The 24332-nt window shown below is 64.8% G+C and carries 23 protein-coding genes; 11 read left to right on the top strand and 12 right to left on the bottom strand.

Annotated elements, in window-relative coordinates:
* Positions 1 to 75: 75 nt before the first annotated feature.
* A complete protein-coding gene (locus tag DCM80_RS19665; RefSeq protein WP_028138152.1) occupies positions 76 to 1251 on the bottom strand; it encodes a VWA domain-containing protein in 1176 nt (391 codons plus the stop codon).
* A 253-nt stretch (positions 1252 to 1504) separates the two neighbouring features.
* Here DCM80_RS19665 and DCM80_RS19660 point away from each other — a divergent pair, with 253 nt between their 5' ends.
* Positions 1505 to 1750, top strand: a complete 246-nt coding sequence (locus DCM80_RS19660) for a GlsB/YeaQ/YmgE family stress response membrane protein (RefSeq protein WP_027519717.1) — start codon at positions 1505 to 1507, stop codon at positions 1748 to 1750.
* A 106-nt stretch (positions 1751 to 1856) separates the two neighbouring features.
* Complete coding sequence (locus tag DCM80_RS19655; protein ID WP_028138153.1) at positions 1857 to 2699, top strand: MoxR family ATPase; 843 nt, start codon at positions 1857 to 1859, stop codon at positions 2697 to 2699.
* A 1053-nt stretch (positions 2700 to 3752) separates the two neighbouring features.
* Here DCM80_RS19655 and DCM80_RS19650 read toward each other — a convergent pair.
* From DCM80_RS19650 to DCM80_RS19635, 4 genes are all read right to left on the bottom strand, one after another.
* Entirely contained in the window at positions 3753 to 5399 is a 1647-nt protein-coding gene (locus tag DCM80_RS19650; protein ID WP_257193214.1) for a GMC family oxidoreductase, read from the bottom strand.
* A gap of 222 nt (positions 5400 to 5621) precedes the next feature.
* The gene (locus DCM80_RS19645; RefSeq protein ID WP_257193213.1) at positions 5622 to 6215 is read right to left on the bottom strand and encodes a GNAT family N-acetyltransferase; all 594 of its coding nucleotides are present in this window, start codon (positions 6213 to 6215) and stop codon (positions 5622 to 5624) included.
* Positions 6216 to 6373: 158 nt separating this feature from the next.
* Positions 6374 to 7300, bottom strand: a complete 927-nt coding sequence (locus DCM80_RS19640) for an SMP-30/gluconolactonase/LRE family protein (RefSeq protein ID WP_257193212.1) — start codon at positions 7298 to 7300, stop codon at positions 6374 to 6376.
* A gap of 136 nt (positions 7301 to 7436) precedes the next feature.
* Positions 7437 to 8294: an AraC family transcriptional regulator gene (locus DCM80_RS19635; RefSeq protein WP_257193211.1), complete on the bottom strand. Its 858-nt coding sequence runs from the start codon at positions 8292 to 8294 to the stop codon at positions 7437 to 7439.
* Between the two features lie 171 nt (positions 8295 to 8465).
* Here DCM80_RS19635 and DCM80_RS19630 point away from each other — a divergent pair, with 171 nt between their 5' ends.
* Complete coding sequence (locus tag DCM80_RS19630) at positions 8466 to 9569, top strand: mandelate racemase/muconate lactonizing enzyme family protein (RefSeq protein WP_257193209.1); 1104 nt, start codon at positions 8466 to 8468, stop codon at positions 9567 to 9569.
* Positions 9570 to 9577: 8 nt separating this feature from the next.
* Here DCM80_RS19630 and DCM80_RS19625 read toward each other — a convergent pair whose 3' ends face one another.
* The gene (locus DCM80_RS19625) at positions 9578 to 9931 is read right to left on the bottom strand and encodes a hypothetical protein (protein ID WP_257193208.1); all 354 of its coding nucleotides are present in this window, start codon (positions 9929 to 9931) and stop codon (positions 9578 to 9580) included.
* A gap of 184 nt (positions 9932 to 10115) precedes the next feature.
* On the opposite strand from DCM80_RS19625, the gene DCM80_RS19620 reads away from it, so the two are divergent.
* Positions 10116 to 10340 (top strand): hypothetical protein, encoded by a 225-nt coding sequence (locus DCM80_RS19620; RefSeq protein WP_257176967.1) that lies wholly within the window; start codon positions 10116 to 10118, stop codon positions 10338 to 10340.
* A 280-nt stretch (positions 10341 to 10620) separates the two neighbouring features.
* Here the strand turns inward: DCM80_RS19620 and DCM80_RS19615 are convergent, their stop codons facing one another.
* Positions 10621 to 11277: a glutathione S-transferase family protein gene (locus tag DCM80_RS19615; RefSeq protein ID WP_257193207.1), complete on the bottom strand. Its 657-nt coding sequence runs from the start codon at positions 11275 to 11277 to the stop codon at positions 10621 to 10623.
* A 158-nt stretch (positions 11278 to 11435) separates the two neighbouring features.
* Here DCM80_RS19615 and DCM80_RS19610 point away from each other — a divergent pair, with 158 nt between their 5' ends.
* Complete coding sequence (locus DCM80_RS19610) at positions 11436 to 12659, top strand: polyhydroxyalkanoate depolymerase (RefSeq protein WP_257193206.1); 1224 nt, start codon at positions 11436 to 11438, stop codon at positions 12657 to 12659.
* Positions 12660 to 12675: 16 nt separating this feature from the next.
* Here DCM80_RS19610 and DCM80_RS19605 read toward each other — a convergent pair whose 3' ends face one another.
* Together DCM80_RS19605 and DCM80_RS19600 are read right to left on the bottom strand one after the other, a co-directional pair.
* A complete protein-coding gene (locus tag DCM80_RS19605; protein WP_257193205.1) occupies positions 12676 to 13680 on the bottom strand; it encodes an alpha/beta fold hydrolase in 1005 nt (334 codons plus the stop codon).
* A gap of 127 nt (positions 13681 to 13807) precedes the next feature.
* Positions 13808 to 14743: an NAD(P)H-binding protein gene (locus DCM80_RS19600; RefSeq protein WP_257193203.1), complete on the bottom strand. Its 936-nt coding sequence runs from the start codon at positions 14741 to 14743 to the stop codon at positions 13808 to 13810.
* 101 nt (positions 14744 to 14844) lie between these two features.
* On the opposite strand from DCM80_RS19600, the gene DCM80_RS19595 reads away from it, so the two are divergent.
* Entirely contained in the window at positions 14845 to 15474 is a 630-nt protein-coding gene (locus DCM80_RS19595) for a TetR/AcrR family transcriptional regulator (RefSeq protein ID WP_257193201.1), read from the top strand.
* Between the two features lie 142 nt (positions 15475 to 15616).
* Here DCM80_RS19595 and DCM80_RS19590 read toward each other — a convergent pair whose 3' ends face one another.
* On the bottom strand, positions 15617 to 16642 hold the full coding sequence (locus DCM80_RS19590; protein ID WP_257193200.1) for an AraC family transcriptional regulator: 1026 nt from the start codon (positions 16640 to 16642) through the stop codon (positions 15617 to 15619).
* A 188-nt stretch (positions 16643 to 16830) separates the two neighbouring features.
* Here DCM80_RS19590 and DCM80_RS19585 point away from each other — a divergent pair, with 188 nt between their 5' ends.
* The 3 genes from DCM80_RS19585 to DCM80_RS19575 all read left to right on the top strand — a co-directional run bounded on the left by DCM80_RS19585 (position 16831) and on the right by DCM80_RS19575 (position 20029).
* Positions 16831 to 17280, top strand: a complete 450-nt coding sequence (locus DCM80_RS19585) for a cupin domain-containing protein (RefSeq protein ID WP_061027189.1) — start codon at positions 16831 to 16833, stop codon at positions 17278 to 17280.
* Between the two features lie 101 nt (positions 17281 to 17381).
* Positions 17382 to 18872, top strand: a complete 1491-nt coding sequence (locus DCM80_RS19580) for an NAD(P)/FAD-dependent oxidoreductase (RefSeq protein WP_257193198.1) — start codon at positions 17382 to 17384, stop codon at positions 18870 to 18872.
* Between the two features lie 89 nt (positions 18873 to 18961).
* On the top strand, positions 18962 to 20029 hold the full coding sequence (locus DCM80_RS19575; RefSeq protein ID WP_257193197.1) for a hypothetical protein: 1068 nt from the start codon (positions 18962 to 18964) through the stop codon (positions 20027 to 20029).
* Positions 20030 to 20187: 158 nt separating this feature from the next.
* On the opposite strand, the gene DCM80_RS19570 is transcribed toward DCM80_RS19575, so the two are convergent.
* On the bottom strand, positions 20188 to 20958 hold the full coding sequence (locus DCM80_RS19570; RefSeq protein WP_257193196.1) for an outer membrane protein: 771 nt from the start codon (positions 20956 to 20958) through the stop codon (positions 20188 to 20190).
* Positions 20959 to 21108: 150 nt separating this feature from the next.
* Between DCM80_RS19570 and DCM80_RS19565 the strand changes: the two genes are divergently transcribed.
* Positions 21109 to 22011 (top strand): hypothetical protein, encoded by a 903-nt coding sequence (locus DCM80_RS19565; protein ID WP_257193195.1) that lies wholly within the window; start codon positions 21109 to 21111, stop codon positions 22009 to 22011.
* A gap of 157 nt (positions 22012 to 22168) precedes the next feature.
* On the opposite strand, the gene DCM80_RS19560 is transcribed toward DCM80_RS19565, so the two are convergent.
* On the bottom strand, positions 22169 to 22903 hold the full coding sequence (locus tag DCM80_RS19560; RefSeq protein WP_257193194.1) for an ABC transporter substrate-binding protein: 735 nt from the start codon (positions 22901 to 22903) through the stop codon (positions 22169 to 22171).
* A gap of 230 nt (positions 22904 to 23133) precedes the next feature.
* On the opposite strand from DCM80_RS19560, the gene DCM80_RS19555 reads away from it, so the two are divergent.
* Entirely contained in the window at positions 23134 to 24327 is a 1194-nt protein-coding gene (locus tag DCM80_RS19555) for an efflux RND transporter periplasmic adaptor subunit (protein ID WP_257176948.1), read from the top strand.
* Positions 24328 to 24332 lie beyond the last annotated feature (5 nt).

The following is a 24332-nucleotide window of genomic DNA, read 5'->3' as shown; positions in this document are numbered from 1 at the left end:
CATTCCTCTACATGCGCTGCGGCCCGATGGATTCCGGCTTCGCCCTTCGGGCGCCCGGAATGACGACGGAAAGCGTCAGTGCGTCAATTCCTTCATCGCGGCTTCCAGCCCCTCGATCGTGATCGGATACATCCGGCCCGCGAAGATGCGCTTGATGATGGTGGTGGATTCCGAATAATCCCAGTGCTTCTGCTGCACCGGGTTCAGCCACACCGCATGCGGATAGGTGCGGATGATGCGGTCCAGCCAGACCGAGCCGGGCTCCTCGTTGACGTGCTCGACCGAGCCGCCGGGCACCATGATCTCGTAAGGGCTCATCGAGGCGTCGCCGACGAACACGATCTTGTAGTCGTGCGGGTATTTGTGCAGCACGTCCCAGGTCGGCGTTCGGTCGGTGAAGCGGCGCTTGTTCTGCTTCCACACGCCTTCATAGAGGCAATTGTGGAAGTAGAAATATTCCATGTGCTTGAACTCGCTCTTCGCCGCCGAGAACAGCTCTTCGACCTGCTCGATATGCATGTCCATGGAGCCGCCGATGTCGAAGAACACCAGCAGCTTCACCGCATTGCGCCGCTCGGGGCGCATGTGGACGTCGAGGTAGCCGTGATTGGCGGTCTCGCGGATCGTGGTGTCGAGGTCGAGCTCGTCCGGCGCGCCGGTGCGGGCGAATTTGCGCAGGCGGCGCAGCGCCACCTTGATGTTGCGGATGCCGAGCTCGACATTGCCGTCGAGGTCCTTGAACTCGCGCTTGTCCCACACCTTGACGGCGCGGTTGTTGCGGTTCTTCTCCTGGCCGATGCGCACGCCTTCGGGATTGTAGCCGTGGGCGCCGAACGGCGAGGTGCCTGCCGTGCCGATCCATTTCGAGCCGCCCTGATGCCGGCCCTTCTGCTCCTCCAGCCGCTTCTTCAAGGTCTCCATGAGCTTGTCCCAGCCCATGGCCTCGATCTGCTTCTTCTCTTCTTCCGTCAGGTATTTCTCGGCGAGCTTCTTCAGCCATTCCTCGGGGATCTCGGCCTTCTCCATGGCGTCGAGGAGATTTTCCAGCCCCTTGAACACCGTGCCGAAGACGCGATCGAACTTGTCGAGATTGCGCTCGTCCTTCACCAGCGAGGCGCGCGACAGGTAATAGAAGTTCTCGACCGAGTAGTCCGCAAGGTCGGCGTCGAGCGCCTCCACCAGCGTGAGGTATTCGCGCAGCGTCACAGGGACCTGCGCGTCGCGCAGAGAGGTGAAGAATTGCAGGAACATGGGTGACAGATTGCCCGTCGGGGGGCGAACGTCAAGGGGCGCCGCTTCACCTCTCCCACCGGAAGAGGTCGCGCCGAAGGCGCGGGTGAGGAGTTTCGGTCTCTCCTGCCCCATCGCCCCCACACCCGATTTGCTCCGGACGACGCTTCGCATCGCCGGGAGGTGAAGCGCGAGCGCGGCGATTCAGCGTGGACCCAAGCGCATTTTGCTCTAGAATTGGCGCCCTCACGGGGTTGTCTTGGGGACGTATGCAATGGGTATTCTCGCAGCGCTCATCATCGGCGCGATCGCAGGCTGGCTCGCGGGCAAGATTGTCCACGGGGCGGGATTTGGGCTGATCGGCAACATCGTCGTCGGCATCATCGGCGCGCTGGTTGCGAGCTGGGTGCTGCCGCAGCTGCACATCCAGCTCGCCACCGGCACGGTCGGCGCGATCGTGGACGCCACCATCGGCGCGGTGATTGTGCTGGTCATCCTTTCGCTGATAAAACGGGTCTGAAAGCCTGACCGAACCAGGAACGGCCGCCATGTGCGGCCGTTCGCTTGTCGTGACCAAGGCAGCGACATTGGCATTGCCTGACGACGACGACCAACAAGGACGCGCGATGAAATTTACCGGCACCAAGGACTATGTTGCGACCGACGATCTCAAGGTCGCCGTCAATGCCTCGATCGTGCTGGAGCGCCCGCTCCTCATCAAGGGCGAGCCCGGCACCGGCAAGACGGTGCTGGCGGAGGAAGTGGCGAAGGCGCTGAACGCGCCGCTTCTGACCTGGCACATCAAGTCCACCACCAAGGCGCAGCAAGGCCTCTACGAATATGACGCGGTCTCGCGCCTGCGCGACAGCCAGCTCGGCGATGCGCGGGTGTCCGACATCAGGAACTACATCAAGCGCGGCAAGCTGTGGGAGGCGTTCAGCGCCGAGCAGCGCCCGGTGCTGCTGATCGACGAGATCGACAAGGCCGACATCGAATTCCCGAACGATTTGCTGCTCGAGCTCGACCGCATGGAGTTCCATGTCTACGAGACCGGCGAGACGATCAAGGCCAAGCAGCGCCCGATCATGATGATCACCTCCAACAACGAGAAGGAGCTGCCGGACGCCTTCCTGCGCCGCTGCTTCTTCCACTACATCAAGTTCCCCGACGCCGACACGATGGGCCGCATCGTCGACGTGCACTTTCCCGGCATCAAGAAGCGCCTGGTGGAAGAGGCGCTGCGCATCTTCTTCGAGGTGCGCGAGGTGCCCGGCCTGAAGAAGAAGCCGTCGACCTCGGAGCTTTTGGACTGGCTCAAGCTGCTGCTCAACGAGGACATGAGCGTCGAGCAATTGCGCGAGCGCGACCCGCGCAAGCTGATCCCCCCGCTGCACGGCGCGCTGCTCAAGAACGAGCAGGACGTGCATCTGTTCGAGCGGCTGGCGTTCTTGAGCCGACGGGAAGTGTGAGCGCGCGTTCGCTTGCGAGAACGCTCCGCTGTCACTCCAATCAGCACTGTCATTCCCCGCGAAGGCGGGGAATCCAGTACGCCGCGGCTTCTCGGCTCGATTACAAGCGCCTCTGGAATACTGGATCGCCCGGTCAAGCCGGGCGATGACAGTGAGTGTGTAGATGCAGACACGCCTTCGCAGCCTCGCGGCTTGAATCACCCGAGCTTTGCTCTCATTCCTCGCCCCAAAATGAAGAGGGCGCAGGGAAGGCCGGGTGCCGACGTGCACCCGCGGTCTGCTGCGCGAAACGCACGCGCAGAAAAACCGCACAGCAGCATACAGGTGTCGCCGATCACTCGGCCTTCCCTGCGCGATGGTCGGACGGCTTATGCCGTGCTCTCCCGGGAGCCGAACTTTCCCTTTGGCCTCCCTCGCCCCGCGAATTGACGATGCCGTCTGCCCGGTTGGGCTCGCGCACATCTCCGCAAAGGCTTGACCGTAGCAACGACGGCCAGGACCACACGGTTTTGCCGTACGCAGCTCATCCGGCTTCGCCAAGAGGCTTTGCCGGACTTCGGCGCCGTTCGTCTGCACGCGGCCACGGGCTCACAGGGACTACCCGCCCTGCCTGCACCTTTCGTGCCGACGCTGCCGCGTCCACCGCCACCCGGCCCGCGTTTCGAACGACTCGCGAACCGCCCCTCTTCGTCGGGCCGGGCTGTTTTGGGTTATGCCGCAATTCCGAAATTCGGTAAAGTGGAATATTTTCGCGCGAAGGGGTTGACTGCCGAACGACACAGCAAGCTTGCCGGGTGGGCAAAGGCGCACTTGCGCCGTGCCCACCATCTCTACAACATCGCAACAGAAGCGTGGGCACGCTTCGCTTTGCCCACCCTACGATACTCGCAAGCCTTCCGAGCGAACGCGCGTGTCCCGGACGCGCTGCAGCGTGCAACGCTGCTGCGCAGAGCCGGGATCCAGACGTCACGTGGAGATCGTGGATAGATGGGCCCCGGCTCTGCAGCGCACCGCCGAAGTGGCGCTGCGCTGCGTCCGGGGCACCGCAACCTCCTACGCCACCGCTGCGTCCGGGATCCGTGCGGCTTCCATCGGCGTCTTGCCACGGATCAAATCCGAGGCACGGTCGGCGATCATCATGGTGGAGGCGTTGAGGTTCGCCGAGATCATGCGCGGCATCACCGAGGCGTCGATGACGCGGAGGCCCTCCAGGCCGTGGACGCGGAGCTGATCGTCGACCACCGCCCAGGTGGAATCCGCCGGGCCCATGCGGCAGGTGCAGCCGGGGTGGAAGGTGGTGGTGCCGCGCTCGGTCGCGGCTTTGAGGAATTCGTCATCGGTGTTGACGTTGGGGCCGGGGAAATCCTCGTAGGCGTAATAGGGCGCCAGCGGCGCTGATTTCAGCAGGCGGCGCGCGAGCTTCATGCCGCCGACGATGACGCGGCGGTCGAGCTCGGCGTCGAGATAATTGGTCTGGATAACAGGCGGCGCGAACGGATCGGAGGAGCGGATGCGGACATAGCCGCGGCTCTCCGGGCGCTGCTGCCAGGAGGCCACCGTCATGCCGGGCTCGTCCTCGAGCTGGCCCTGCACGCCTTCCTTGTAGCTTGCCGGCGTGAAGGTGAGCTGCAGATCGGAGCTCTCCGCGCTCTCGCCGGAGTGCCAGAAGCAGTAGACCATGGTCGGCGACAGCGAGAGCAGGCCGCGGCGCGCGGTCGCCCATTTCAGCGCCTCGATCCACAGCGAGAGGCCGCGGCGAAGCTCGTTGATGGTCTTGATGTCCTTGACGCGCGCCACCGTGCGCGGCGCGTAATGGTCCTGCAGGCCCTCGCCGACCGGCAGCGCGTGGCGCACGGCGATGCCGTGCTGCTGCAGCAGGTCGGGCGAGCCGATGCCGGAGAGCTGCAACAGCTGCGGCGAATTATAGGTGCCGCCGGACAGGATCACCTCCTTGTTGGCGCGCACCTCCACCGGCGTGCCGCCGCGACCGCCCTTCATGTAGCGGACGCCGACGGCGCGCTTGCCCTCGAAGATGATCTCCGTCGCATGCGCATGGGTGTGCACATGCACGTTCGGCCGCTTCATCGCCGGCTTCAGGAACGCGGTCGCGCCGGAGACCCGCAGGCCCCTCTCGATGGTGCGCTGGCAGTAGGAGACGCCTTCCTGGCTCTTGCCGTTGTAGTCGGGATTGCGGGGAATGCCGAGCGAGACCGCGCCTTCCATGAAGGCTTCGCAGAGCGGATCGCGCCAGTCCATGGTGGTGACGGTAAGGCTGCCCTCGCGGCCGCGATAGGTGTCCTCGCCCTCGCCGACGCGCCTCTCCAGCCGGCGGAAGTAAGGCAGCACGTCGGCGTAGCCCCAGCCGCGATTGCCCATCTGCGCCCAGGTGTCGAAATCCATGCGCTGGCCGCGATTGTAGATGTGGCCGTTGATCGAGGACGAGCCGCCCAGCGTCTTGCCGCGCGGCGCATAGATGCTGCGCCCGCCGGTCCAGGGCCCCGGCTCCTGCTGGTAGGCCCAGTTGATGCTCTTCATGTGGAAGGTCTTGATGAAGCCGGCCGGCAGATGGATGTAGGGATGCCAGTCGGAAGGCCCGGCTTCGAGCACGCAGACGCTGGTGTTGGGGTCTTCGCTGAGCCTATTGGTGAGCACGCAACCGGCGGAGCCGGCGCCGATGATCACATAATCAAATCTGTCCATGGTGCCTCGGCCGCCCTTAGCGTGTCGTGAGATTGAATGAATTGCAGCCGCGGGGTCCGACACCTCTCCCGGCGGGAGAGGTCGATTTGCGCAGCAAATCGGGTGAGGGATTCAGGTCCCACGAGAGACCGGTCCCCTCACCCGCGCCTTCGGCGCGACCTCTCCCTATGGGAGAGGTGATCGAGCTCGCGGCGACATCGTTACGACAAGCAGACATGATCCCTAGCGCGGCTTGTCGTTGAGTTGAAATTCCAGATGCGCCTGCACCGTCGGCCATTCGGCGGCGGTGATGCTGTAGACCACGGTGTCGCGCAGCGTGCCGTTCGGCGCGATCTGGTGGCTGCGCAAAATGCCGTCCTGCTTGGCGCCGAGACGCTCGATGGCGCGGCGGCTCTGGTGGTTGAAGAAATGCGTGCGGAACTCGACCGCGATGCAGTTCAACGCCTCGAAGGCGTGGCGCAGCAGCAGCAGCTTGCACTGCGTGTTGAGCGGGCCGCGCTGCGCGCTCTTGCCATACCAGGTCGAGCCGATCTCGACGCGGCGGTTGGCGGCATCGATGTTCATGTAGGTCGTCATGCCGACAATGTTGCCGGCGGCATCGAACACGGTGAAGGGCAGCATCGAGCCCGCGGCCTGCAGGGAGAGGCGGCGGTCGATCTCCTTCGCCATGCCCTCTGGCGTCGGGACCGCCGTGTACCAGAGCTTCGAGAGCTCGCCGTCCTTGACGGCCTCGACCAGCCCCTCGCGATGCTGATGCGACAGCGGCTCCAGACGGGCGTGCTGTCCGCGCAGGGTGATGGGATCGGGCCAGGGCATTTCTCACTCCATAATGACTGCCGTCATTCCGGGGCGCGACGAAGTCGCGAGCCCGGAATCCATAATCACGGTTCGGGGTTATGGATTCCGGGCCTGCGTGCCCACGCACGCATCCCGGAATGACGACCGACGTATTGGCACACTTCGTCCAGATACATTCACTTGTTCAAAAAATTCAACGGCAAACCGCCGCGCGGCCAGTCCATGGCGACCAGCTCGCCCTTGCCTGACAGCGTAATGTAGGCGGTCTTCAGCTCGGGGCCGCCGAAGGCGATGTTGGTGGTGACGCGGTCGCCGGTCGGGACCTGCTCCACCAGCGTGCCGTCGGGCGCGATCACCGAGATGCAGCCGGACACGAGGGTGGCGACGCAGACATTGCCGCCGGCCTCCACCGCGAGCGAATCGAACATCTGGTAGCCGCCGAGGCCGCAGATCGGCTTGCCGCGCTCGCCGCGATAGATCACATCGCGCGGCTTCAGCGTGCCGGGCGCGGAAAGCTCGTAGGCCCAGAGACGGCCGGTCGGCGTCTCCGCGATATAGACGGTATTCTCATCCGGCGACAGCCCGATGCCGTTCGCCGGCAGGATGCCGTGCACGATCTCGACGAGTTCGGTCATGCCGGGCTTGAGATAATACATGCCGCCGACGTCCATGTCGCGCGCGCGGCGCTTGCCGAGATCGGAGAACCACAGGCCGCCCTGCTTGTCGAACACCAGATCGTTCGGCCCGCGCAGCTCGTGCGCGCCGCATTTGGTCACGAGGGTCTCGATCTTGCCGGATTGCAGATCGACCCGCTGGATCGAGCCGCCGAGATAGTCGTCCGGCTGCGGGCCCGGCATGATCATGTTGCGGGTCGGGATCCAGGAGAAGCCGCCATTGTTGCAGATGTAGATCTTGCCGTCGGGGCCGAGCGCGGCGCCGTTCGGGCCGCCGGGAATCTTCGCGACGATCTCCTTGCGGCCGTCGGGATGGACGCGGGTCAGGCGCTGGCCGCGGATTTCCACCAGCACCACCGAGCCGTCCGGCATCACGACCGGCCCTTCGGGAAATTCGAGGTCGGTGGCGAGAACGCGGACGTCAGGCATCGTGAGATCCTCCCGGCTTGTTGTGACTTGCACGGGATGTCCGGCACGGCTCCGCACGCAAGCTTTGCCTGCGGTTATGGCAAAGTCACCGCGGCTTGCCAAGCAAGCGGGACGGTATGCCAGCGTTGCGGAAGCTCTATTCCCTCACCGGCACCCAGATCTCGAAGCCGCCATTGCCGGTTACGGGATCGAACGCCGCGCCGTAGCGCTCGAAATTCGGCGCATCCGCGGCCTCGAGACCCGATGCCGGCAGCCACTGATTCCAGATCGTGTTGACGGTGCGGCGGACCGAGGCGACATGATCGGCATGGGTGAACACGGCATAGCGCTGCCCGGGAATGCGGATGCGGGCGAAGCGGCGCGGCAGATCGGAGAAATCGGCGACCTCGACGCCGGCGATGTAGTCGAAATTGCCGGCATCGTCGCCATTGCAGCAGACGCCGTAAGCGACTTGATCTTTCCCTTGATTAGTCCCTTGGCCGACACGTGCGGGAATGTCGGCGACTTCCTGATGGAAGCGCCGCCACAGGCCCGGGATCATGGCGCCGTTGTCGCAGGCGATGCGCTCGGCGGGACCGGCGACGAGGAAGGCCTTTGCGGTTTCGAAACGCGGCGGGGCGAGATGGTCGAGCATGGTGGAATCCATCAGGATCGGCTCCTGGAGCTGGAGATGGCTGACGCACGTTGCCGCCCTCACCGCTTCGGGCGTGACACCGAACTGGTCGCGGAACGCGCGGGTGAATGCTTCGTGCGAGCCGTAATCCGCCTCCAGCGCCAGCGACAGGATGTCGGGCGCGCCGTTCGCGAGGCTGCGTGCGGCCTCCGTCAGCCGGCGCGCGCGCACGTAGCGGATCACCGGAAGACCCGTCGCTGCGGCAAACGCACGCACGATGTGGAACCGCGACACGCCCGAGACCGCAGCGATGTCGTCCAGCGTCATCGGCTCGGCCAGATGACTCTCGATATACCAGAGCGCGCGCTGCGCTGGATTCATGGCGGCTCAACCCTCGTTCGAAGCGCGGCGATGATGCGCCGGTCTCTGCCGCTCTGCTTGATCGGCATTGCTGTCCTTCGCACGAGAATAGTCCGGCAAAGGCTACTGGCAACGCCCTGCTGTTCTTGGCTACACTCGGTGAAACCGCTCACGAGAAAGAGGAACCGGGTCATGGAAATCACCGATGTGCGGGCACACCATATCCGCATTCCTTATGATGCCGGTGTCGCCAGCTTCCGACAGGGTGCTTCCGCAATCACCGCGCTCGACATGGTGCTGGTCGAGGTCTCGACCGATGCCGGGCTGACCGGCTGGGGCGATGCCTTCGCCTATGTCTGCCCGCGCACCACGCGCAGCGCGGTCGAGGAGATGATCGCGCCGCAAGCCCGCGGCCTGAAGGTGCCCGATGCCGCCGGCATCCCCGCATTCATGGAGCAGATCCAGCGCAATCTGCATCTGTTCGGCCGCTACGGCATCACCATGTTCGCGATCTCCGGCCTCGACATCGCGCTGTGGGACCTTGCCGCCAAGATCGAGGGCGTGCCGGTGCATCGCCTGCTCGGCGAGACCAGGCGCACGGCGATTCCGGCTTACGCGAGCCTGCTGCGGATCGGTACGCCCGGCGACATCGCCGCCGAATGCAGGAAGGCGCTCGCGCTCGGCTATGGCGCGATCAAGCTGCACGAGACCACGGCGCCTGCGGTGTTCGCCGCACGCGAGGCGATCGGGCCCGGCATTCCGCTGATGGTCGACATGAACTGCCCGCTCACGGCCGCGCAGGCGATCGCGTTCGCGACGGCGTGCCGCGACGCGCGGCCGACGTTCCTGGAGGAGCCGGTGTGGCCGCCGGAAGACTTTGCCGCGCTGGCCAAGGTCCGCAGCGAAGGCGGGCTCGACATTGCCGCCGGCGAGAATGCCTGCACGGAGTATCAATTCCGCCAGATGATGGAGGCGGGTGCGGTGAGCCACGCCCAGCCGTCGGTGACCAAGGTCGGCGGCATCACGGAATTCGTGAAGGTCGCCGCGCTCGCCGATCAGCTCGGGGTGAAGATCGTGCCGCACTCGCCTTATTTCGGCCCCGGCCTGCTCGCGACGCTGCATCTGCTGGCGATACGCGACGACGGGCTGGTCGAGATGTTTCATCTCAAGCGCGAAGCCTGCCTCTGGGGCGGCCGCATCGATGCCGATGCCACCGGCCATGTCGCAGTGCCCTCCGGCCCCGGGCTCGGCTACGAGCCCGATCGCGGCGTGATGGAGCGCTACCGCGTGGCGTGAACGGCGCGCTATTTCGCGTCCTTGGCCGGCGGCGAGTCCTGCTTCTTCTTGAGATCCTCGGCCGTCTTCGCTTGGGCGGCCTGGAAGTCGAGAAGCATCTTCTGCAGGCCGGCGAGGTTCGTCTTCAGCGCGTCGATCTGGCGGTTGGCGGCGTCCAGCTTTTGCTGATGATCGAGATTGAGCTTGGTGATCGTCTTCTGCAGGAAGTCGACATTGCTCTGCAGGCAGGAGGTGCGCCGCTCCATGGTCTTCTCGACGGTGCAGATCTCGATGCCGGGCACGTCCTGCGCGTGCACCGGCGCATGCGCCAGCGTTGCGAGCGGCAACATCGCGAAACAAATGCCGGCGTTTCGAAGCAGCATGAAGGGTTCCTCGTCCGATCGATCACGGCAATGTGCGCTGGTTGCGCATAGCCGGTAAAGGCTACCACACTCGTACCGCATTCTCGCGTTGAGCTTGCGCCGTTCCCTGGGACGGGGAACGATGATCCGCACGCGGAGGAAGTGGGCGCTCTTTCCGCGGCTTTGTTTAGGGGAGAATTTCGGAATGGCAACGCGCGATAGACGACTGGCGGAATTCGACGGCGCCGGAGAACCGCCGCCGGGCCTGGCGCTCGAAGTGCTGTGCGAGGACCACAGCGGAACGTATCAATTGCCGTTCGCGTGCCGCTATGTCGAGGGACGCTGGCAGAACCACGAGGCCGGCATCGCGGTCGAAGCCACCGTGATCGGCTGGCGCCTGCCGCGCGTGAAGCATCGAGGGGCCGCCTGAAGCCCCATATCTGTTCCAAAATGCAACGGCGCCGCGCTCCGCTTTAACGAACGGAACGCGGCCCGAACGAATCGCGCCCGAATCAGCCGAATGGCTGTGTACGCAGCTGTTCACGGCTAGATGTCGATGCAGTGAGGGCACCGCGTACAATATCTGTGCGGCGCGGCGCACGGCCTCGGCCGCGCGGAAGCGCCAAAGGTTAATGCTGGCAAGGGCATAGACCGCTCAGGCTGCCGCGACCGCCGCCGCCCCCGAAACAGGCAAGCCGTGCCAAGCCTGCCTAATATTCAACCTCGAGCTCCTCGATCTCGGCGGGCTCCTCCCGCGCCGCTACGATCCATTCGGCCATCTCGGGCATCGCCATGATGGTGTCGGCATAGGCCTTCAGCCGCGGCTCCAGCTTGACGTCGTAGGTGACGAAGCGCGTCACCACCGGCGCGTACATCGCATCCGCCATGGTGCGCTGTGCGCCGAACAGGAAGGGGCCGCCCGACCGCTCCAGGCAGTCGCGCCAGATCGACCAGACGCGGTCGATGTCGGCCTGCGCGCGCGACCAGATCTTGAAGCCGGGAAAACGTCCCTTCAGATTCACCGGCAGCGAGGCGCGCAGCGTGGTGAAGCCGGAATGGATTTCGCCGCAGATCGAGCGGCAATGGGCGCGCTGGATGCGGTCATCGGGCAACAGGCCGGCCGCCGGCATCACCTCGTTGAGATATTCGGCGATCGCCAACGTATCCCAGACCACGGCGCCCTCGTGCCGCAGGCACGGCACCAGGATCGACGAGGACAGCAACAGGATCTCCGCGCGCGCCGACGGATCGTCCGGCGCGGTGACGATCTCCTCGAAATCGAGCCCGGAGAATTTCGCCAGCAGCCAGCCGCGCAGCGACCAGGACGAATAATTCTTGCTGCTGATGGTCAGTGTCGCCTTCGCCATATGGCCCTTCCCTGATCCCGCCTCTCCGCCGGCTCGCGGATGTGCCCGTGCCTGCCGTGACGTGAGCAGCAAGCCACGTGCCAATTTTGCAGGCGGTCCGGCCGCCCGGTTTGGCGTCGTTATTGCATAGCAATGCGGGACGGGTGGACGTTCCAGTTATGATGTCGATGAATTATCAGGCCTTTCAGAACCACATGGACCTGACGGCGCCGTGGCGCGCGGGGGCCTCGTCCGCGCTCAAGTTTCTCAATCTGGTGCCGCAGGGCATGTCGGATCAGCTCATTGGCCGGCTCGCGGCCGCGCTGGAGCTGATCTCACGCTCGACCTTGACCTATCACCGCCCCGCCTACGGCATCGAGCGCGTGACGGTGGGAAATCGCGAGGTGGCCGTCACCGAGGAGATCGCCTACGCGACACCGTTCGGCTCGCTGCTGCACTTCAAGAAAGACGGCGTCGGCGAGCAGCCGCGCATGCTGCTGGTGGCGCCGATGTCCGGCCATTTCGCGACGCTGTTGCGAGGCACCGTGCAGACGTTGCTGCAGGACCACGACGTCTACATCACCGACTGGCACAATCCGCGCGACATTCCGCGCAGCGAAGGCCGCTTCGGGCTCGACGACTACACCGGGCACCTGATCGATTTCCTCGGCCAGCTCGGGCCGCGCCCGCACATGGTCGCGATCTGCCAACCCTCGGTCTCGGCGCTCGCGGCCGCCGCGATCATGTGCGAGGACAACCATCCCTCGCGCCCGGCGACGCTGACGCTGATGGCCGGCCCGATCGACACCCGGATCCAGCCGACCCGGGTCAACGACTTCGCCAAGAGCAAGCCGATCGAATGGTTCGAGCAGAACCTGATCAACTACGTGCCGGTGCAGTGCCGCGGCGCCCTGCGCAAGGTCTATCCCGGCTTCGTGCAGCTCACCGCGTTCGTCTCGATGAATCTCGAGCGCCATATCAAGCAGCATCTCGACCTCGCCAACCATATCGCCAAGGGCGAGAAGGACAAGGCGGCGACCATCAAGACCTTCTACGACGAATATTTCGCCGTGATGGATCTGCCGGCCGAGTTCTACATCGAGACCGTGCGCGACGTGTTCCAGGAGCATTTGTTGCCGCAGGGCAGGCTGATGCATCGCGGCCGCCCGGTGAACACCAAGGCCGTCAGCCGCATGGGGCTGATGACGGTCGAAGGCGAGAAGGACGACATCTGCTCGATCGGCCAGACCCTCGCCGCCCAGGACCTCTGCACCGGCGTGCGCGCCTATCGGCGCGTCCACCACATGCAGGCCGGCGTCGGCCATTACGGCGTGTTCTCAGGCCGGCGCTGGAACAACGAGATCTATCCGCTGCTGCGGGATTTCGTGCACGTCAATTCGTGAGACGGGGGCCGCGCCGTCACGACCGGCTGGGCAGCGCCCGAATGAACTCGATCAGCGCCGCGCTGACCTCGTTGGGACGCTCCTGCTGGGTCCAGTGCCCGCACCCCGGAAGCATCCTGATCCCACGCAAGCCGGGGACCAGAGCTTTCATGTTCGCGAGCAATTGCTCGGTACCGGGAAAGCCCACGATGAAATCGCGGTCGCCGGCGACGTACAGCGCGGGCACCGACACTTGCAGGCCGGCCAACGCACCCGTGATCTCCCAATTGCGATCGATGTTGCGATAGTAATTGAGCGCCCCGCGAAAGCCGCTGCGCTTGAACTCTGCTCCGTAGAAGTCGATGTCCGCTTCGGTGATCCAGGACGGCAAGGTTGCCGGTGCGCCGGGACCTTGCAGGAGTCCGCCGCCCTTCGGGACCATGCCGAGGTTCGGCGCGGATCCTCCCGCTGCGACGGCCGCACGCGCTGCGGTGACGCCATCTCCTGACGCACCGAACAACATGTTGCGAATGGTAGCACGCGGATCGCGCCCCAACTCGGCCTCCGCCGGTCCCGGCTCCTGGAAGTAGAGCTGATAGAATTGTGCGCTGTCGGTCCGTGGCATGAGGCTGGTCGGCAACGTCTTGCCGCGCGGACGGAAAGGGACGCTCAGCGCGGCGATGGCCCTGAACCGGTCGGGCCGCGTCAGCGCCGCCTGCCAGGCGACGCTGGCGCCCCAATCATGGCCGACGATGACTGCGTCCGGCGCGCCCAGGGCATCGAGAATGCCGACCATGTCACCGACGAGATGCAGGATCGTGTAATGATCGATTGCCTGCGGCGCGTCGCTCTTGCCGTAGCCGCGCATGTCGGGTGCGACCACGCGGAAGCCGGCGGCCGCGAGATCGTCGATCTGGCGCCGCCAGGAATACCAGGATTCGGGGAAGCCGTGCACCAGAAGCACCAACGGCCCCTCGCCCTGTTCGGCGATGTTGATGCGGATGCCGTTGCAGGCGATGATCCGTTGCGTCGTCTTGCTCATTTCTCCACCTTGATCCGAATTTGCAGCGAATGCGTTCGACGAGAAAGTTTCGGGCATCGCCTTCAGTGCGAGTGACCCCAATGCCCCGGTCAGCAGTTGTCGTCTGTTCATGAGCTCTGCCCACCGGTCAGGCCGTTGCGCTTGCAGCCGATAGCGGCCGCACAAGTTCGGTCGCTCGTTCGCGAACGAATTGCTCGAACGTCTTCGGCTTGGCGCCGCCGATCGTCTCAATCGTGTCCGTTGCACTGAAGCGTCCCGCCTCCGCCGTTGCGCTCGCAGCACGCAGCGACCTCCAGAGCGAGGAGAGATGCTCGACCGCGTGCGCGTTCCAGCCCCGCGCGAGAGCCTCGCTCCGCCACTGCTCGTCGGTGATCTCCTCGTAATGCGTGTCCCTTTCGAGAACGCGTGCGAACGTCTCGACGATGTCGCGGATGGAATTCACGCTTCCGATCAGGGGATACGCGGCCCCGGCCGGCACTGTGGACGCTGTCAGCAAGCCAACGGCAACGCGCGAGACGTCCTCGGCTGCGATCAGCGGAAGGCGCGTGTTCTGATCACCGAGCGGGAGCCGGATCGCTCCCTTCGCAGGCAGGTTCGCGGCGACGAGACGAGCGACGTTTTCATAGAAGACCGTGGCGCGGACATGGGCCGGGCCGACGCCAGCCCACTCGAACACCTGTTCGGACAGATAGTTCTGCCGCATCCGCGGCGTCGGGGCATCGAGCGAGGATTGATACATCACAAGATTGACGAGGCGAGACACGCCGTGCCTGCGCGCGGCGAGCGCCATGCCCGCGGTCGCGTCCGCCAGCCCCTCCTGCACGGGATAGGCAAAATAGATCGACGACACACCCTCGACGGCCGCATCGACCGATCTTGCGTCGAGGAAGTCGCCGACGAAGACGTCGGCACCCAGCTCCTTCAGGCGATCGGACCGCTCGTCGAGCAGGCGGACAAAGGCGCGAACGCCAACACTTCGCTGCAGCAGCATTTCCGCAACATATCGGCCTGTCCTTCCCTGAAGCCCACCGGCGGCGGAGGTGACGAGAACTGTGTTCGACATCGCAATGGTCCTTTACCGCTGTTAGCAACCTTGGTACTGATAAGTACCTAGTGATGAGGGATATGGTACTATCGGGTACCAAGTCAAGCGGAAAGTGTAGGATGGCCTCCAAGACCAAGCCGGCCGAGAAGGAAGCGGATGGGCCCGAGATCCGAAAACGAATCCTCGGTGCAGCCCTTTCGGCCTTCATGGAGGCAGGCTACGCGCAGACCAGCACGCTCGAAATCGCGACGCGCGCCCGCGTCTCGAAGCGGGATCTCTACACGCTGTTCGGCAACAAGGAAGCGATGCTCGTCGCGTGCATCTCCGAGCGTGCCCAGCGGCTTCAGGTCCCGATCGATCTGCCGGTGCTGCGCGACACGAAAACGCTCAGGGGCGTGCTGACCGCGTTTGGAACGAAGCTCTTGACAGAAACGACCGACCCGATGGTCGTCGCCGTGTTCCGGCTGGCGATATCCGAAACCGTCAACGCGCCGAAAGTCGCTCAGACTCTGGAATCCGCGGCGCGAAAGCCCATTCGCGAAGCCCTGCGAACAATATTGGCGAACGCTGCGTCGGCCGGACTGGTTGCCGGCGATCCCGAAGCGATGGCCGATACCTTCCTTGGACTTCTCTGGGGCGACCTGATGACAGGTCTAATGCTTCAGACGACCGATCGGCCCAGTGCCGTCAACATCGCAACACGGGCAAGCAAGGCGACGGCCGGACTGATCGAACTTCACAAAGCCTGAGACGCGCCTGTCTGCAGACAATTCTTTCGTTTTCCGAGCACCGTGCCGCACATGTTCGACAACCCGACCCAGCAGGTGGCGCGCGCGATCTGGGTGACGACCCTGCGCGAGGACGGCGGGACGCAGTCACAAGATCGATAAGTCAGCTCATCCTTCGCCGCAGCGTGGCCGACGGCGTCTCGCCGAATTTCTCGCGGTAGGCGCCGGCCATGCGGCCGAGATGGGTGAAGCCGAGGTCGAAGGCGATGTCGGTGATGGAGGCATCGGGCGCGGCCCGCGCGAGCCGCGCGTTGAGGCCGGCAAGGCGCATGTCGAGCAGCATCTGCGAGATCGACACGCCGAAGTGGCGGCGGAAGCCGAGCTGGAGCGCGCGAATGCCGATGCCGGCCGCGCAGGCGAGTTGCGCGAGATCGAGCGGCTCGCCGGCATTGTCGGCCAGGTGGTCGCGCGCAGTGCGGAGCGCGCGCGGCAGGCGCTCGGCCTGCCCCGAAAACGCTGCAATGGCATCCGACAGGCCGTGCCGCTGGCGATTGAGGAGATGATCGAGCAGCGCTTCGCGCCAATCCGCCATCGCCACCGGCGAAAGCCGGCCCGAGGGACCAAGACGCTCGGCGAGCGTCATCAGCCTGGCGAGGCTCGCCTGCAAGGTGCGCCCGGACGGCGCCTCCAGGTCAATCACGGGATCGAACTCGACCACCCCGGTCGCTCTGCCCGACAGCGCCGCGGCGCGTTGCTCGACCATGCGGCGGTCGAGCAGCAGGATCGCCTGCGCGCAATCGCGCCACGTCATCCGGGTCGGGATGGTCGGCGACAGCAGCGACGCCGCCCGGTCCGGCGCGACATCGAGCTCGGTGATGCCAGCGCGGATCTGGGCGGTGCCCGCGAGCGGAATCTGCACCAGGAAGAAGCGCTCGAGGCAACCGGGATCGATGCAGACCGATCCGCCGTAGGCGACGTAATTGATGGAGAAGCCCTCGAACGCCGCGCAATTGTGCCGGGCCGAGAAGCCGGCCGCGCGCGCCTGTGTCGGCTTCAGATAGTGCGGACAGAAGATGCGCCCGATCTGTTCGGCCGCCTCGTCAACGTCATCCGTGGTGACACGGGCGAACGCCGCAAGCCGTTCGGCTGCAGAAGCAGTTGCGCTCATTTCCAGCTCGGCTGCGGACATCGTCGACCATGCTTCGCGCCCGGAATTCCTTTAAGCCTATAATAGTTCCGTGGGGGCGAAAAGGGCCGTAGCTCGCAAATTCGTCGTGCTGCATGGCAATAGGTTCATCCGGATTCGTTTAGCGGATAGACAGGCGGTCCTTCCTCGGACGATGCTCCGTCCCCGCCGGAATCCATGAGGAGCAAGCCATGACTGCACTCGAAAAGGGCATCACCGCGAACGGCACAGGCTATGGCGGCAAGAGCTGGAATATCCTTGGCCAGGTCTATTTCCCCAAGGCTGTCACCGACTCCACCTTCGCGTTCGAGACCAACAGCGATCCCGGTCAGTTCGTGCCGGTGCACATCCATCCGACCCAGGACGAGTTCATCCTGGTGCAGGAGGGCACGCTCGACCTCAAGCTCGACGGACAATGGGTCAAGGCCCATGCCGGCGATCTCGTGCGCATGCCGCGCGGCATCCCGCACGGCTATTTCAACAAGTCCGACAAGCCGTGCCGCGCGCTGTTCTGGGTCTCGCCGATGCAGAAGCTGGAGGCGCTGTTCGAGCAGCTGCACAATCTGACCGACCCCGCGGAAGTCGTGCGCATCTCGGCGCTGCACGAGGTCGATTTCCTGCCGCCCGAGGCCAACGACTAGGCGAAAGCTCTCCGTCCAATTTCATCTGCATGCAGCACCGCCGGCCGCGCCTTGCGGCCGAACGTGGCCGCTTGCGCCCAAAACACGTTGCGAGCAAACCCATGGTCAGTCCCAAGCATGTCTGCGTGATCGGCGCCGGCGTCTCCGGCCTTGCCGCCGCCAAGGCGTTCTCTGCCCGCGGCCACCACGTCGCCATCGTCGAGCGCAGCTCGGATCTCGGCGGCGTCTGGGAGCCGGCGCGCTCCTATCCCGAGGTGCAGACGCAGAGCCCGAAGGAGCTCTATCGCTACACCGACCGCGCCATGCCGGAAGGCTATCCGGAATGGCCGACCGGGCCGCAGGTCCATGCCTATCTCGCCGACTACGCCAGCAGCTTTGGCCTCGACCGCATGCTGCGCCTCGACACCGAGGTCGCCGGCATGGCGCGGCGCGCCGACGGCAGACCGGGCTGGACGCTCGCGCTGAAGAGCAAGGATGGCGCGACGACGAGCGAAGATTTCGACTTCGTCGCGGTCTGCACCGGGCAATTCAACGAGCCGCGTGAGCTGCACTGCCCCGGCGAGGACGCGTTCCTCGCACAGGGCGGCCAGATCCTGCATTCCTCCAAATACGGCGATCCCTCGCTGGCGAAAGGCCGCCCCATCGTCGTGCTCGGCGGCTCGAAATCGGCGACCGACATCGCGGTCAACGCGGTGAAGTCAGGCGCCCGCGAGGTCACCATCGTGATGCGCGAGCCGGTCTGGCGCATCCCCTATTTCATCGGCGGGCTCGTGAACTTCAAGCGCATCCTTTACATCCGCGCGCAGGAGGAGATGTTTCCGGGCTGGGGCATGAGCGCGATGGGACGGATGGCGCATCGCATCGCCGCGCCGCTGGTCTGGGCCAATTGGCGCGGGCTGGAAAGCCTGTTGAAGGCGCAGCTCAAGCTCGGCCGCTGCAACATGGTGCCGAAGGAGCGGATCGAGGACGGCGTCAATTGCTCGGTGCCGATCGCAACGCCCGGCTTCTATCCGATGGTCGCCGACGGCCGCATCAAGGCGGTGTTCGGCACCTTCGACCATTACGACGGCGACAGCATCGTGATGAGCGGCGGCGAACGCATTGGCGCCGACGTCGCGGTGCTCGCGATCGGCTACAAGCTCGGCGTGCCGTTCCTGCCCGAGGCCTACAGGCAGAAGCTGGTCGATGCCGACGGCCAGTACCGGCTCTATCGCCTGATCGCCAACCCCGATCTGCCCGAGCTCGGCTTCGTCGGCTTCAACTCCTCGTTCTGCACCGTGCTCTGCGCAGACCTCGCCGCCAACTGGCTGGTGCGCTATGCCGACGGCCAGCTCGCCAACCAGCCGACGGCGCAAGCGATGCGCGACAACATCGAGATGATGCTGCACTTCAAGCGCGTCGAGCGGCCGGCCGCCGGCGTCTATGGCGGCCTGTGCGTCGCGCCTTATCACTACCGCCATTTCGACGAGCTGATGGCCGATATCGGCGCGAAGAACCAGAAGCGTGGCGGGCTTGCCGGCCGCTTCCAGCCGCCGGACGCGGACGCCTATGCCAAATTCCTGGCGACGGCGCCGGACTATCGGGCTGCATAAGAAATCCGGCTGAGCGGGATTTGCGTCTCGCCAGCCCTCACCTCTGTTGCTTACGATCTCCCTGGCCAGCGAATCGACGGGAACCGGCCATGGGATTCAGACGTCTCGCAGTCTTTGTAGCTGTTGCCTTCTTCATCATGGGCCCTGCCCTCGCGCAAAAGGGCGCACTCACTTCCCGGCAATCGGAGGCGGTCGCCGCCTATGACCGGGCGCTCGGCGAGTTCAAATCGATCCTTGCCGAGCGGCGGCGCCAGATCGACGCCAAGGAGCCGCTGCCGAACCTGCCGGGACAAGCGCTGTATCTGGCGCGCGTCGCCGTGATCAGCACCTACAAGGATCTCACCGACGCCGTGCCGTCGCGGATCGGCCGGCCCAACAAGTTCGAAATTCCCCCGGCCTATTTCGACGCCGATATCGAGCCGCTGATCGAGGAATACAGCAGGCTGTTCGACGTCATGGAGGCGCCGCCTGCGGGCGCGCAGAACTCGCCGACGCCGTTCAGGGACGTCGTCGACCTCGCCACAGTGATCGCGCGCGCCAAGGGGCTCGCGCCCGAGCATGCCGACGCCGCGGGACGCATCAGCCTCGGCTTGTTCTTCGCCGAGACCAACGGCAAGCAGAACGTCCGCAACGGACGCTCGAACACCTACATGGGCAGCTTCCAGACCGGCCCCTCCGAGGATCGCAACGGCAGGCGGAAATGGGAGAAGATCAAGGGCGACGTCGCTGCGATCGACCCGGGCTTGAGCGCGCGCGACGACAGGGAGGAGGCGCGCGCCCGCGGCACCGACCACCGCTTCAACCACTGGACCAATGTGCGCAACGGACTGATGAACGCGCACGCCGACCTGTTCCGGGAGATCCCGGGCATCGCGAAGACGCTGCCCGACCCGATCGACCAGATGAAGCTGTTTCAACTGATCCAGATCGTTCCCACCCCGACGCAGTCCGCGCTGAGATCGGGCGATCTCCTGAACTACCGGGTGTCCAGCCCCAGGATCATGAGGTACCTGCGCAACAACAGCATTTTCGCGTTCGGACAGGCCGACCGGGCGCGAACTTCGGCAAGCTATCGCGAGATCTTCGCCGCGATGTGGCTGTTCAACCGGAAGTTCGAGAAGGCGATGGCGAAGTATGCGGAGATCAAGGGGCGGTAGGTCGCGCGCGAGCGGTATCCCTTCTTATTGGGGTGCGTGCGAACTCGAACCAGACGATCATTCTCGCGTGAAAAGGGCGACCGGGTGACCGATCGTCCTTCTCTTCATTCTTCAAATCGCGGGATCAATGGTGACAATCCGCGGCCGTACCGGGGTCCTCAGTAACGCGTCAAGCCCGGTCCGCCGAAGCGATAATTGATGCGTGCCGTCACGATATCAACGTCCTGACCGATGCTATTGGTCGTCGCAACACCTCCAGGCGCAGCCGCAAAGCTCAGAGTCCGACGATCGAGGAAAATGTGATCGTACTCCACGCCGACCGACCAATTGGGAGCGAAGCCGAACTCCATACCGGCGCCGACGGTGGCTCCCCAACGCGTATCGCTGCTGCTGTTGATCAACGCACTGGTCGCCGTGAACGTGTGGGTGTAGCGATTATCCACCACGGCCGCACCGCCCTTGGCATAGAGCAGCACGTTGTTCCAGGCCCATCCGACCTGGCCCGTGAAAAGACCGAAGGCGCGCACCTGAGAATTAATGGTGAGGTCACCTGGCGCGAACACGAAGGCAGGCGACGACACCCGCGATCCGTTCAAGTCGGCCCAATCCCCTTGCGCCTCCAGTCCGAACACCCAGGACGCCGACTGCCAGCGATATCCGATCTGACCGCCAGCGACGGCACCGTCTGCGTTGTGACATCCCTCGCCTGCCGTAAAGGCTGCGCCTGCGAAGCTCACAAAGTCCCAGCAGTTGCGGGTGGTGCCCCATCCGCCGTTGCCGCCGATGTAGAAGCCGCTCCAATCGTAAACCGACGCCACAGCGGGCGGCGGCGCTTTGACGTACGGCCTTGCCGCCATATCAGCGGCCTGCGCATGGGTACTCAACGCCAGTGCCGCCATTGCGACACCGGCTAGCATTGTTTTTTTCATCTGTAGTCCCCTTGGGCTGAAATGCCGTAACAACTAGACACCATTGAGCGGTGCTTCGCTGTAACCGTGAAAACACGGGTATGCTGGACGTTCAGCCAGGAGAGTTCCTCCCGCTTTCGAACGTTCAGGACGAAAAGCCCAAAGAAATCAATGAAAGCACGGCGCCGACGTGCGAACATTGCGGAACTCAACCTGATTGAAGCGGTGCTACCTGTCTTTCCGCACCGAAAAACGGTTCTTTCGCTTTTCGAACGCGAGGTACTTTTCAATCGTGGCCTGAAGTTCACCGGCCAATTCCAACCGCCGCTCAGGCGTGTTGAGGCCGCGCTGAAGTTCGAGCACCCGGCCGGCCATTTCCTGACAGATCTTCGCAAGCGTTCGGTTCATAGCAAAGCTTCCCTCGGGGATTGGAACGAGAGGAAGTCGGTCTTGGATCACCTCCAACTCGAGAGAAGAAAGCCGGGGCGCAACGAGTCTGCGATGGCCGCAAAGAGCAGCGCGACCGAGATCAGGCGTCTCAATACTCACGCACCGTACTCCGTTCCTATTCGAGGCGTCCTCCGGTCACTGTCGTCGTATGCTTCCCACCGCGTGCGATCGGGCGTGGCGGGCAATCAGAGCGCGGCGAGGCGGGTTGCAACTGCTAGCGCAGGTTGTAGTCTCGCGGACATCGACCACACGGACTATTCCATGCGCATTCTCGTTCTCGGCGGCAGCCAGTTTCTCGGCCGGGCGATTGCAAGCCATGCTTGCGCTGCCGATCACGATGTGACCTGCGCCGCCCGCGGCCTTGCCGGGCCGATTGCGGCGGGCGCGCGCTTGATCCGGATCGACCGCGATGTGGCCGACGGTCTTGCGCCGCTCGCGGGCGAGACGTTCGATGCTGTGGTCGACGTCTCGCGTCATCCCGGCCAGGTCGGCCGCGCGGTCGCGGCGCTGGGCGGGCCCGCGATCATTGCCGCTGTGGCTGCCCCCGCGCGACTTCGCCGGCTTCATGACGCGCGACACCACACCGGCCTGCGAGGCCGGCCTAATCTCACGACCACCGGCTGACACCGCGCGCGATACGCTGCAATGGCTTCGTAGCAGCGACGGCCCGGTCGTCGGGCTGACCGCCGATGAAGAACGTGCGGTCCTCTCAGCGTGGCACGCGCGCGAGGCAGCTGCGACCGGGACTTAGCCCGATCGCGGAAAACCAGGCTGACGGACGCTACTCCGTCCTGATCGGCGAATCCTTCAGGCCATTCTCGTCATAGGCCCTGCGCAGGGTGCCGTTGCTCGTCGCGTCCGTCATGAACGTCGTGACGAACGCCAGCGCCCGGTTGTGGCCGAGCGGCACGGCGACGGCGGTCACGGTCTTCTTGAACGTCTCGTCCAGCACGCGCGTGCCCGGGATCTTCTGCGCCATCTTGTTGAGCTGGTCGCGCGACAATGCGAAGGCGTCGATCTCGCCGCTCCTGAGCCGGCCGAAGATCTCGTCATAGGTCTGATAGCCCGTGACCTTGGCATGCTTCAGATGCGCGATCGCGCCGCGCATGGTCGTGGTGGCATTGACGGCGGCGACCTTGATGCCGGGTCGGTCCAGCGTTGCGAAGTTGGTGACCGCCGAGCCGGGCTTGACGATGTAGGTGGCGTCCGCGACCTCATAGATCGGGCCAAACAGCATCCTGGTCTCGCGCTCGGGATCTTTGGGCAGCCAGGTGACGTCCCACGTCCCTGTCGACGCAGCGTCGGTGATCTGCCCGGAATTCTGGTGCACGACATATTCGACGGGGACGCCGAGCTGCGCGGCCATCGCCTTGCCGAGATCGACCGGGACGCCGGCATAGCCGGCTTCGGTCCTGGTCGACCAGAACGCGCCGCCTGCGGGGCTGATGGCGATCGCGACCCGCAGCTTGCCGGTCGGCGCGATCTCGTCCTTCAAGCCGTCTGCTAGCATGTTCATGGTCTCCTCACTCATTCTTCTTTCCGACCGCTCCGTTTGGCTCGCGCGGCCTTTGATACAATTCCGGTCGATCGCGCCGCCGATGAAAAGCGGTTTGTCGTGATAAACCTGCCAAAGGCCACATCGCTCGTTGCGGGGCAAGGCCGGCGACTGCCATGGCTATGGTGTTCCACGGCCATTCGTTTATTGCTAGCCTGCCGCACCGACAGACAGCAATCGGGGGCTACCGAATGACCGCGCCGAATCCCGCCACTCCCGCGCGCCGTAATGAAGCGTGGAGGCATATCGGGCGGGTCCTTTCCGCTGCGGCGTCCATGGCCGTGCTCGCCGGCTGCGAGGACAAGAACGCGTATGTCGCCCCGCCGCCGCCCAAGGTGGACGTCGCAACGCCCGTGCAGCGTCCGGTGACGCGCTACATCGAGGCCACCGGCAACACCGCGCCGATCAAGAGCGTCGATCTGGTGGCGCGGGTGCAGGGCTTCCTGCAATCGATCGACTACCAGGACGGCACTTTCGTGAAACAGGGTACCCAGCTGTTCACGATCGAGCCGGAGACCTACAAGCTCAAGCTCGAACAGGCGCAGGCGGCGGAGATCGGCGCGCAGGCTTCGGTGCGGCAGACCGACGCCGACTACAAGCGGCAGGCCGAGCTGGTGCAGCGTCAGGCGGTCTCGCAAGCCACGCTCGACAATTCCACGTCCGCGCGCGACAACGCCCAGGCCAATCTGCAGCAGGCGCAAGTCAACACCAGGCTGGCCCAGGTCAATTACGGCTACACCAAGGTGACGGCGCCGTTCGACGGCATCGTCAGCGCCCACATGGTCTCGGTCGGCGAGCTCGTCGGCGTCTCCTCGCCGACCCAGCTCGCCACCATCGTCGCGATGGACCCGATCTATGTGAACTTCACCATCAACGAGCAGGACGTGCTGCGCATCCGCGCAGAAGCTGCCCGCCGGGGATATACCCCCGCCAACCTCAAGCAATTTCCGATCCAGATCGGCCTCCAAACCGAGAGCGGCTATCCCCACGAAGGTCATCTCGACTACGTCTCGCCGACGCTCAATCAATCCACCGGCACGCTGGCGGTGCGCGGCCTCATCGCCAACGACAAGCGCTTGCTGCTGCCCGGCTATTTCGTCCGCGTCCGCGTGCCGTTCGAGCAGGAGAAGAGCTCTCTGCTCGTCCCCGACGCCGCGCTGGGCAGCGACCAGGGCGGCCGCTATCTGCTGGTGGTCAACGGCGACAATGTCGTCGAGCAGCGCAAGGTGCAGATCGGGCCGGTCGACAACGGGCTGCGCGTGATCGAAAGCGGCCTGAAGCCGGACGATCGCGTGGTGATCGCGGGATTGCTGCGGGTGATCCCAGGCCAGAAGATCGATCCCCAGGTGACGAAGATCGAGCAGCCGCAGGCCTCGAGCAAGTAAGGGCC

It is taken from the genome of Bradyrhizobium sp. WBOS08 (assembly GCF_024585125.1).
Lineage (GTDB): Bacteria > Pseudomonadota > Alphaproteobacteria > Rhizobiales > Xanthobacteraceae > Bradyrhizobium > Bradyrhizobium japonicum_B.
Note: the sequence above shows the minus strand (reverse complement) of the source record. Positions and strands in the feature narration are given on the sequence as shown.

Bases quoted from the DNA above. Each gene is read 5' to 3' on its own strand.
- DCM80_RS19665 (WP_028138152.1), bottom strand. From the start codon at position 1,251: ATGTTCCTGCAATTCTTCACCTCTCTGCGCGACGCGCAGGTCCCTGTG.
- DCM80_RS19660 (WP_027519717.1), top strand. From the start codon at position 1,505: ATGGGTATTCTCGCAGCGCTCATCATCGGCGCGATCGCAGGCTGGCTC.
- DCM80_RS19655 (WP_028138153.1), top strand. From the start codon at position 1,857: ATGAAATTTACCGGCACCAAGGACTATGTTGCGACCGACGATCTCAAG.
- DCM80_RS19650 (WP_257193214.1), bottom strand. From the start codon at position 5,399: ATGGACAGATTTGATTATGTGATCATCGGCGCCGGCTCCGCCGGTTGC.
- DCM80_RS19645 (WP_257193213.1), bottom strand. From the start codon at position 6,215: ATGCCCTGGCCCGATCCCATCACCCTGCGCGGACAGCACGCCCGTCTG.
- DCM80_RS19640 (WP_257193212.1), bottom strand. From the start codon at position 7,300: ATGCCTGACGTCCGCGTTCTCGCCACCGACCTCGAATTTCCCGAAGGG.
- DCM80_RS19635 (WP_257193211.1), bottom strand. From the start codon at position 8,294: ATGAATCCAGCGCAGCGCGCGCTCTGGTATATCGAGAGTCATCTGGCC.
- DCM80_RS19630 (WP_257193209.1), top strand. From the start codon at position 8,466: ATGGAAATCACCGATGTGCGGGCACACCATATCCGCATTCCTTATGAT.
- DCM80_RS19625 (WP_257193208.1), bottom strand. From the start codon at position 9,931: ATGCTGCTTCGAAACGCCGGCATTTGTTTCGCGATGTTGCCGCTCGCA.
- DCM80_RS19620 (WP_257176967.1), top strand. From the start codon at position 10,116: ATGGCAACGCGCGATAGACGACTGGCGGAATTCGACGGCGCCGGAGAA.
- DCM80_RS19615 (WP_257193207.1), bottom strand. From the start codon at position 11,277: ATGGCGAAGGCGACACTGACCATCAGCAGCAAGAATTATTCGTCCTGG.
- DCM80_RS19610 (WP_257193206.1), top strand. From the start codon at position 11,436: ATGATGTCGATGAATTATCAGGCCTTTCAGAACCACATGGACCTGACG.
- DCM80_RS19605 (WP_257193205.1), bottom strand. From the start codon at position 13,680: ATGAGCAAGACGACGCAACGGATCATCGCCTGCAACGGCATCCGCATC.
- DCM80_RS19600 (WP_257193203.1), bottom strand. From the start codon at position 14,743: ATGTCGAACACAGTTCTCGTCACCTCCGCCGCCGGTGGGCTTCAGGGA.
- DCM80_RS19595 (WP_257193201.1), top strand. From the start codon at position 14,845: ATGGCCTCCAAGACCAAGCCGGCCGAGAAGGAAGCGGATGGGCCCGAG.
- DCM80_RS19590 (WP_257193200.1), bottom strand. From the start codon at position 16,642: ATGTCCGCAGCCGAGCTGGAAATGAGCGCAACTGCTTCTGCAGCCGAA.
- DCM80_RS19585 (WP_061027189.1), top strand. From the start codon at position 16,831: ATGACTGCACTCGAAAAGGGCATCACCGCGAACGGCACAGGCTATGGC.
- DCM80_RS19580 (WP_257193198.1), top strand. From the start codon at position 17,382: ATGGTCAGTCCCAAGCATGTCTGCGTGATCGGCGCCGGCGTCTCCGGC.
- DCM80_RS19575 (WP_257193197.1), top strand. From the start codon at position 18,962: ATGGGATTCAGACGTCTCGCAGTCTTTGTAGCTGTTGCCTTCTTCATC.
- DCM80_RS19570 (WP_257193196.1), bottom strand. From the start codon at position 20,958: ATGAAAAAAACAATGCTAGCCGGTGTCGCAATGGCGGCACTGGCGTTG.
- DCM80_RS19565 (WP_257193195.1), top strand. From the start codon at position 21,109: ATGAAAGCACGGCGCCGACGTGCGAACATTGCGGAACTCAACCTGATT.
- DCM80_RS19560 (WP_257193194.1), bottom strand. From the start codon at position 22,903: ATGAACATGCTAGCAGACGGCTTGAAGGACGAGATCGCGCCGACCGGC.
- DCM80_RS19555 (WP_257176948.1), top strand. From the start codon at position 23,134: ATGACCGCGCCGAATCCCGCCACTCCCGCGCGCCGTAATGAAGCGTGG.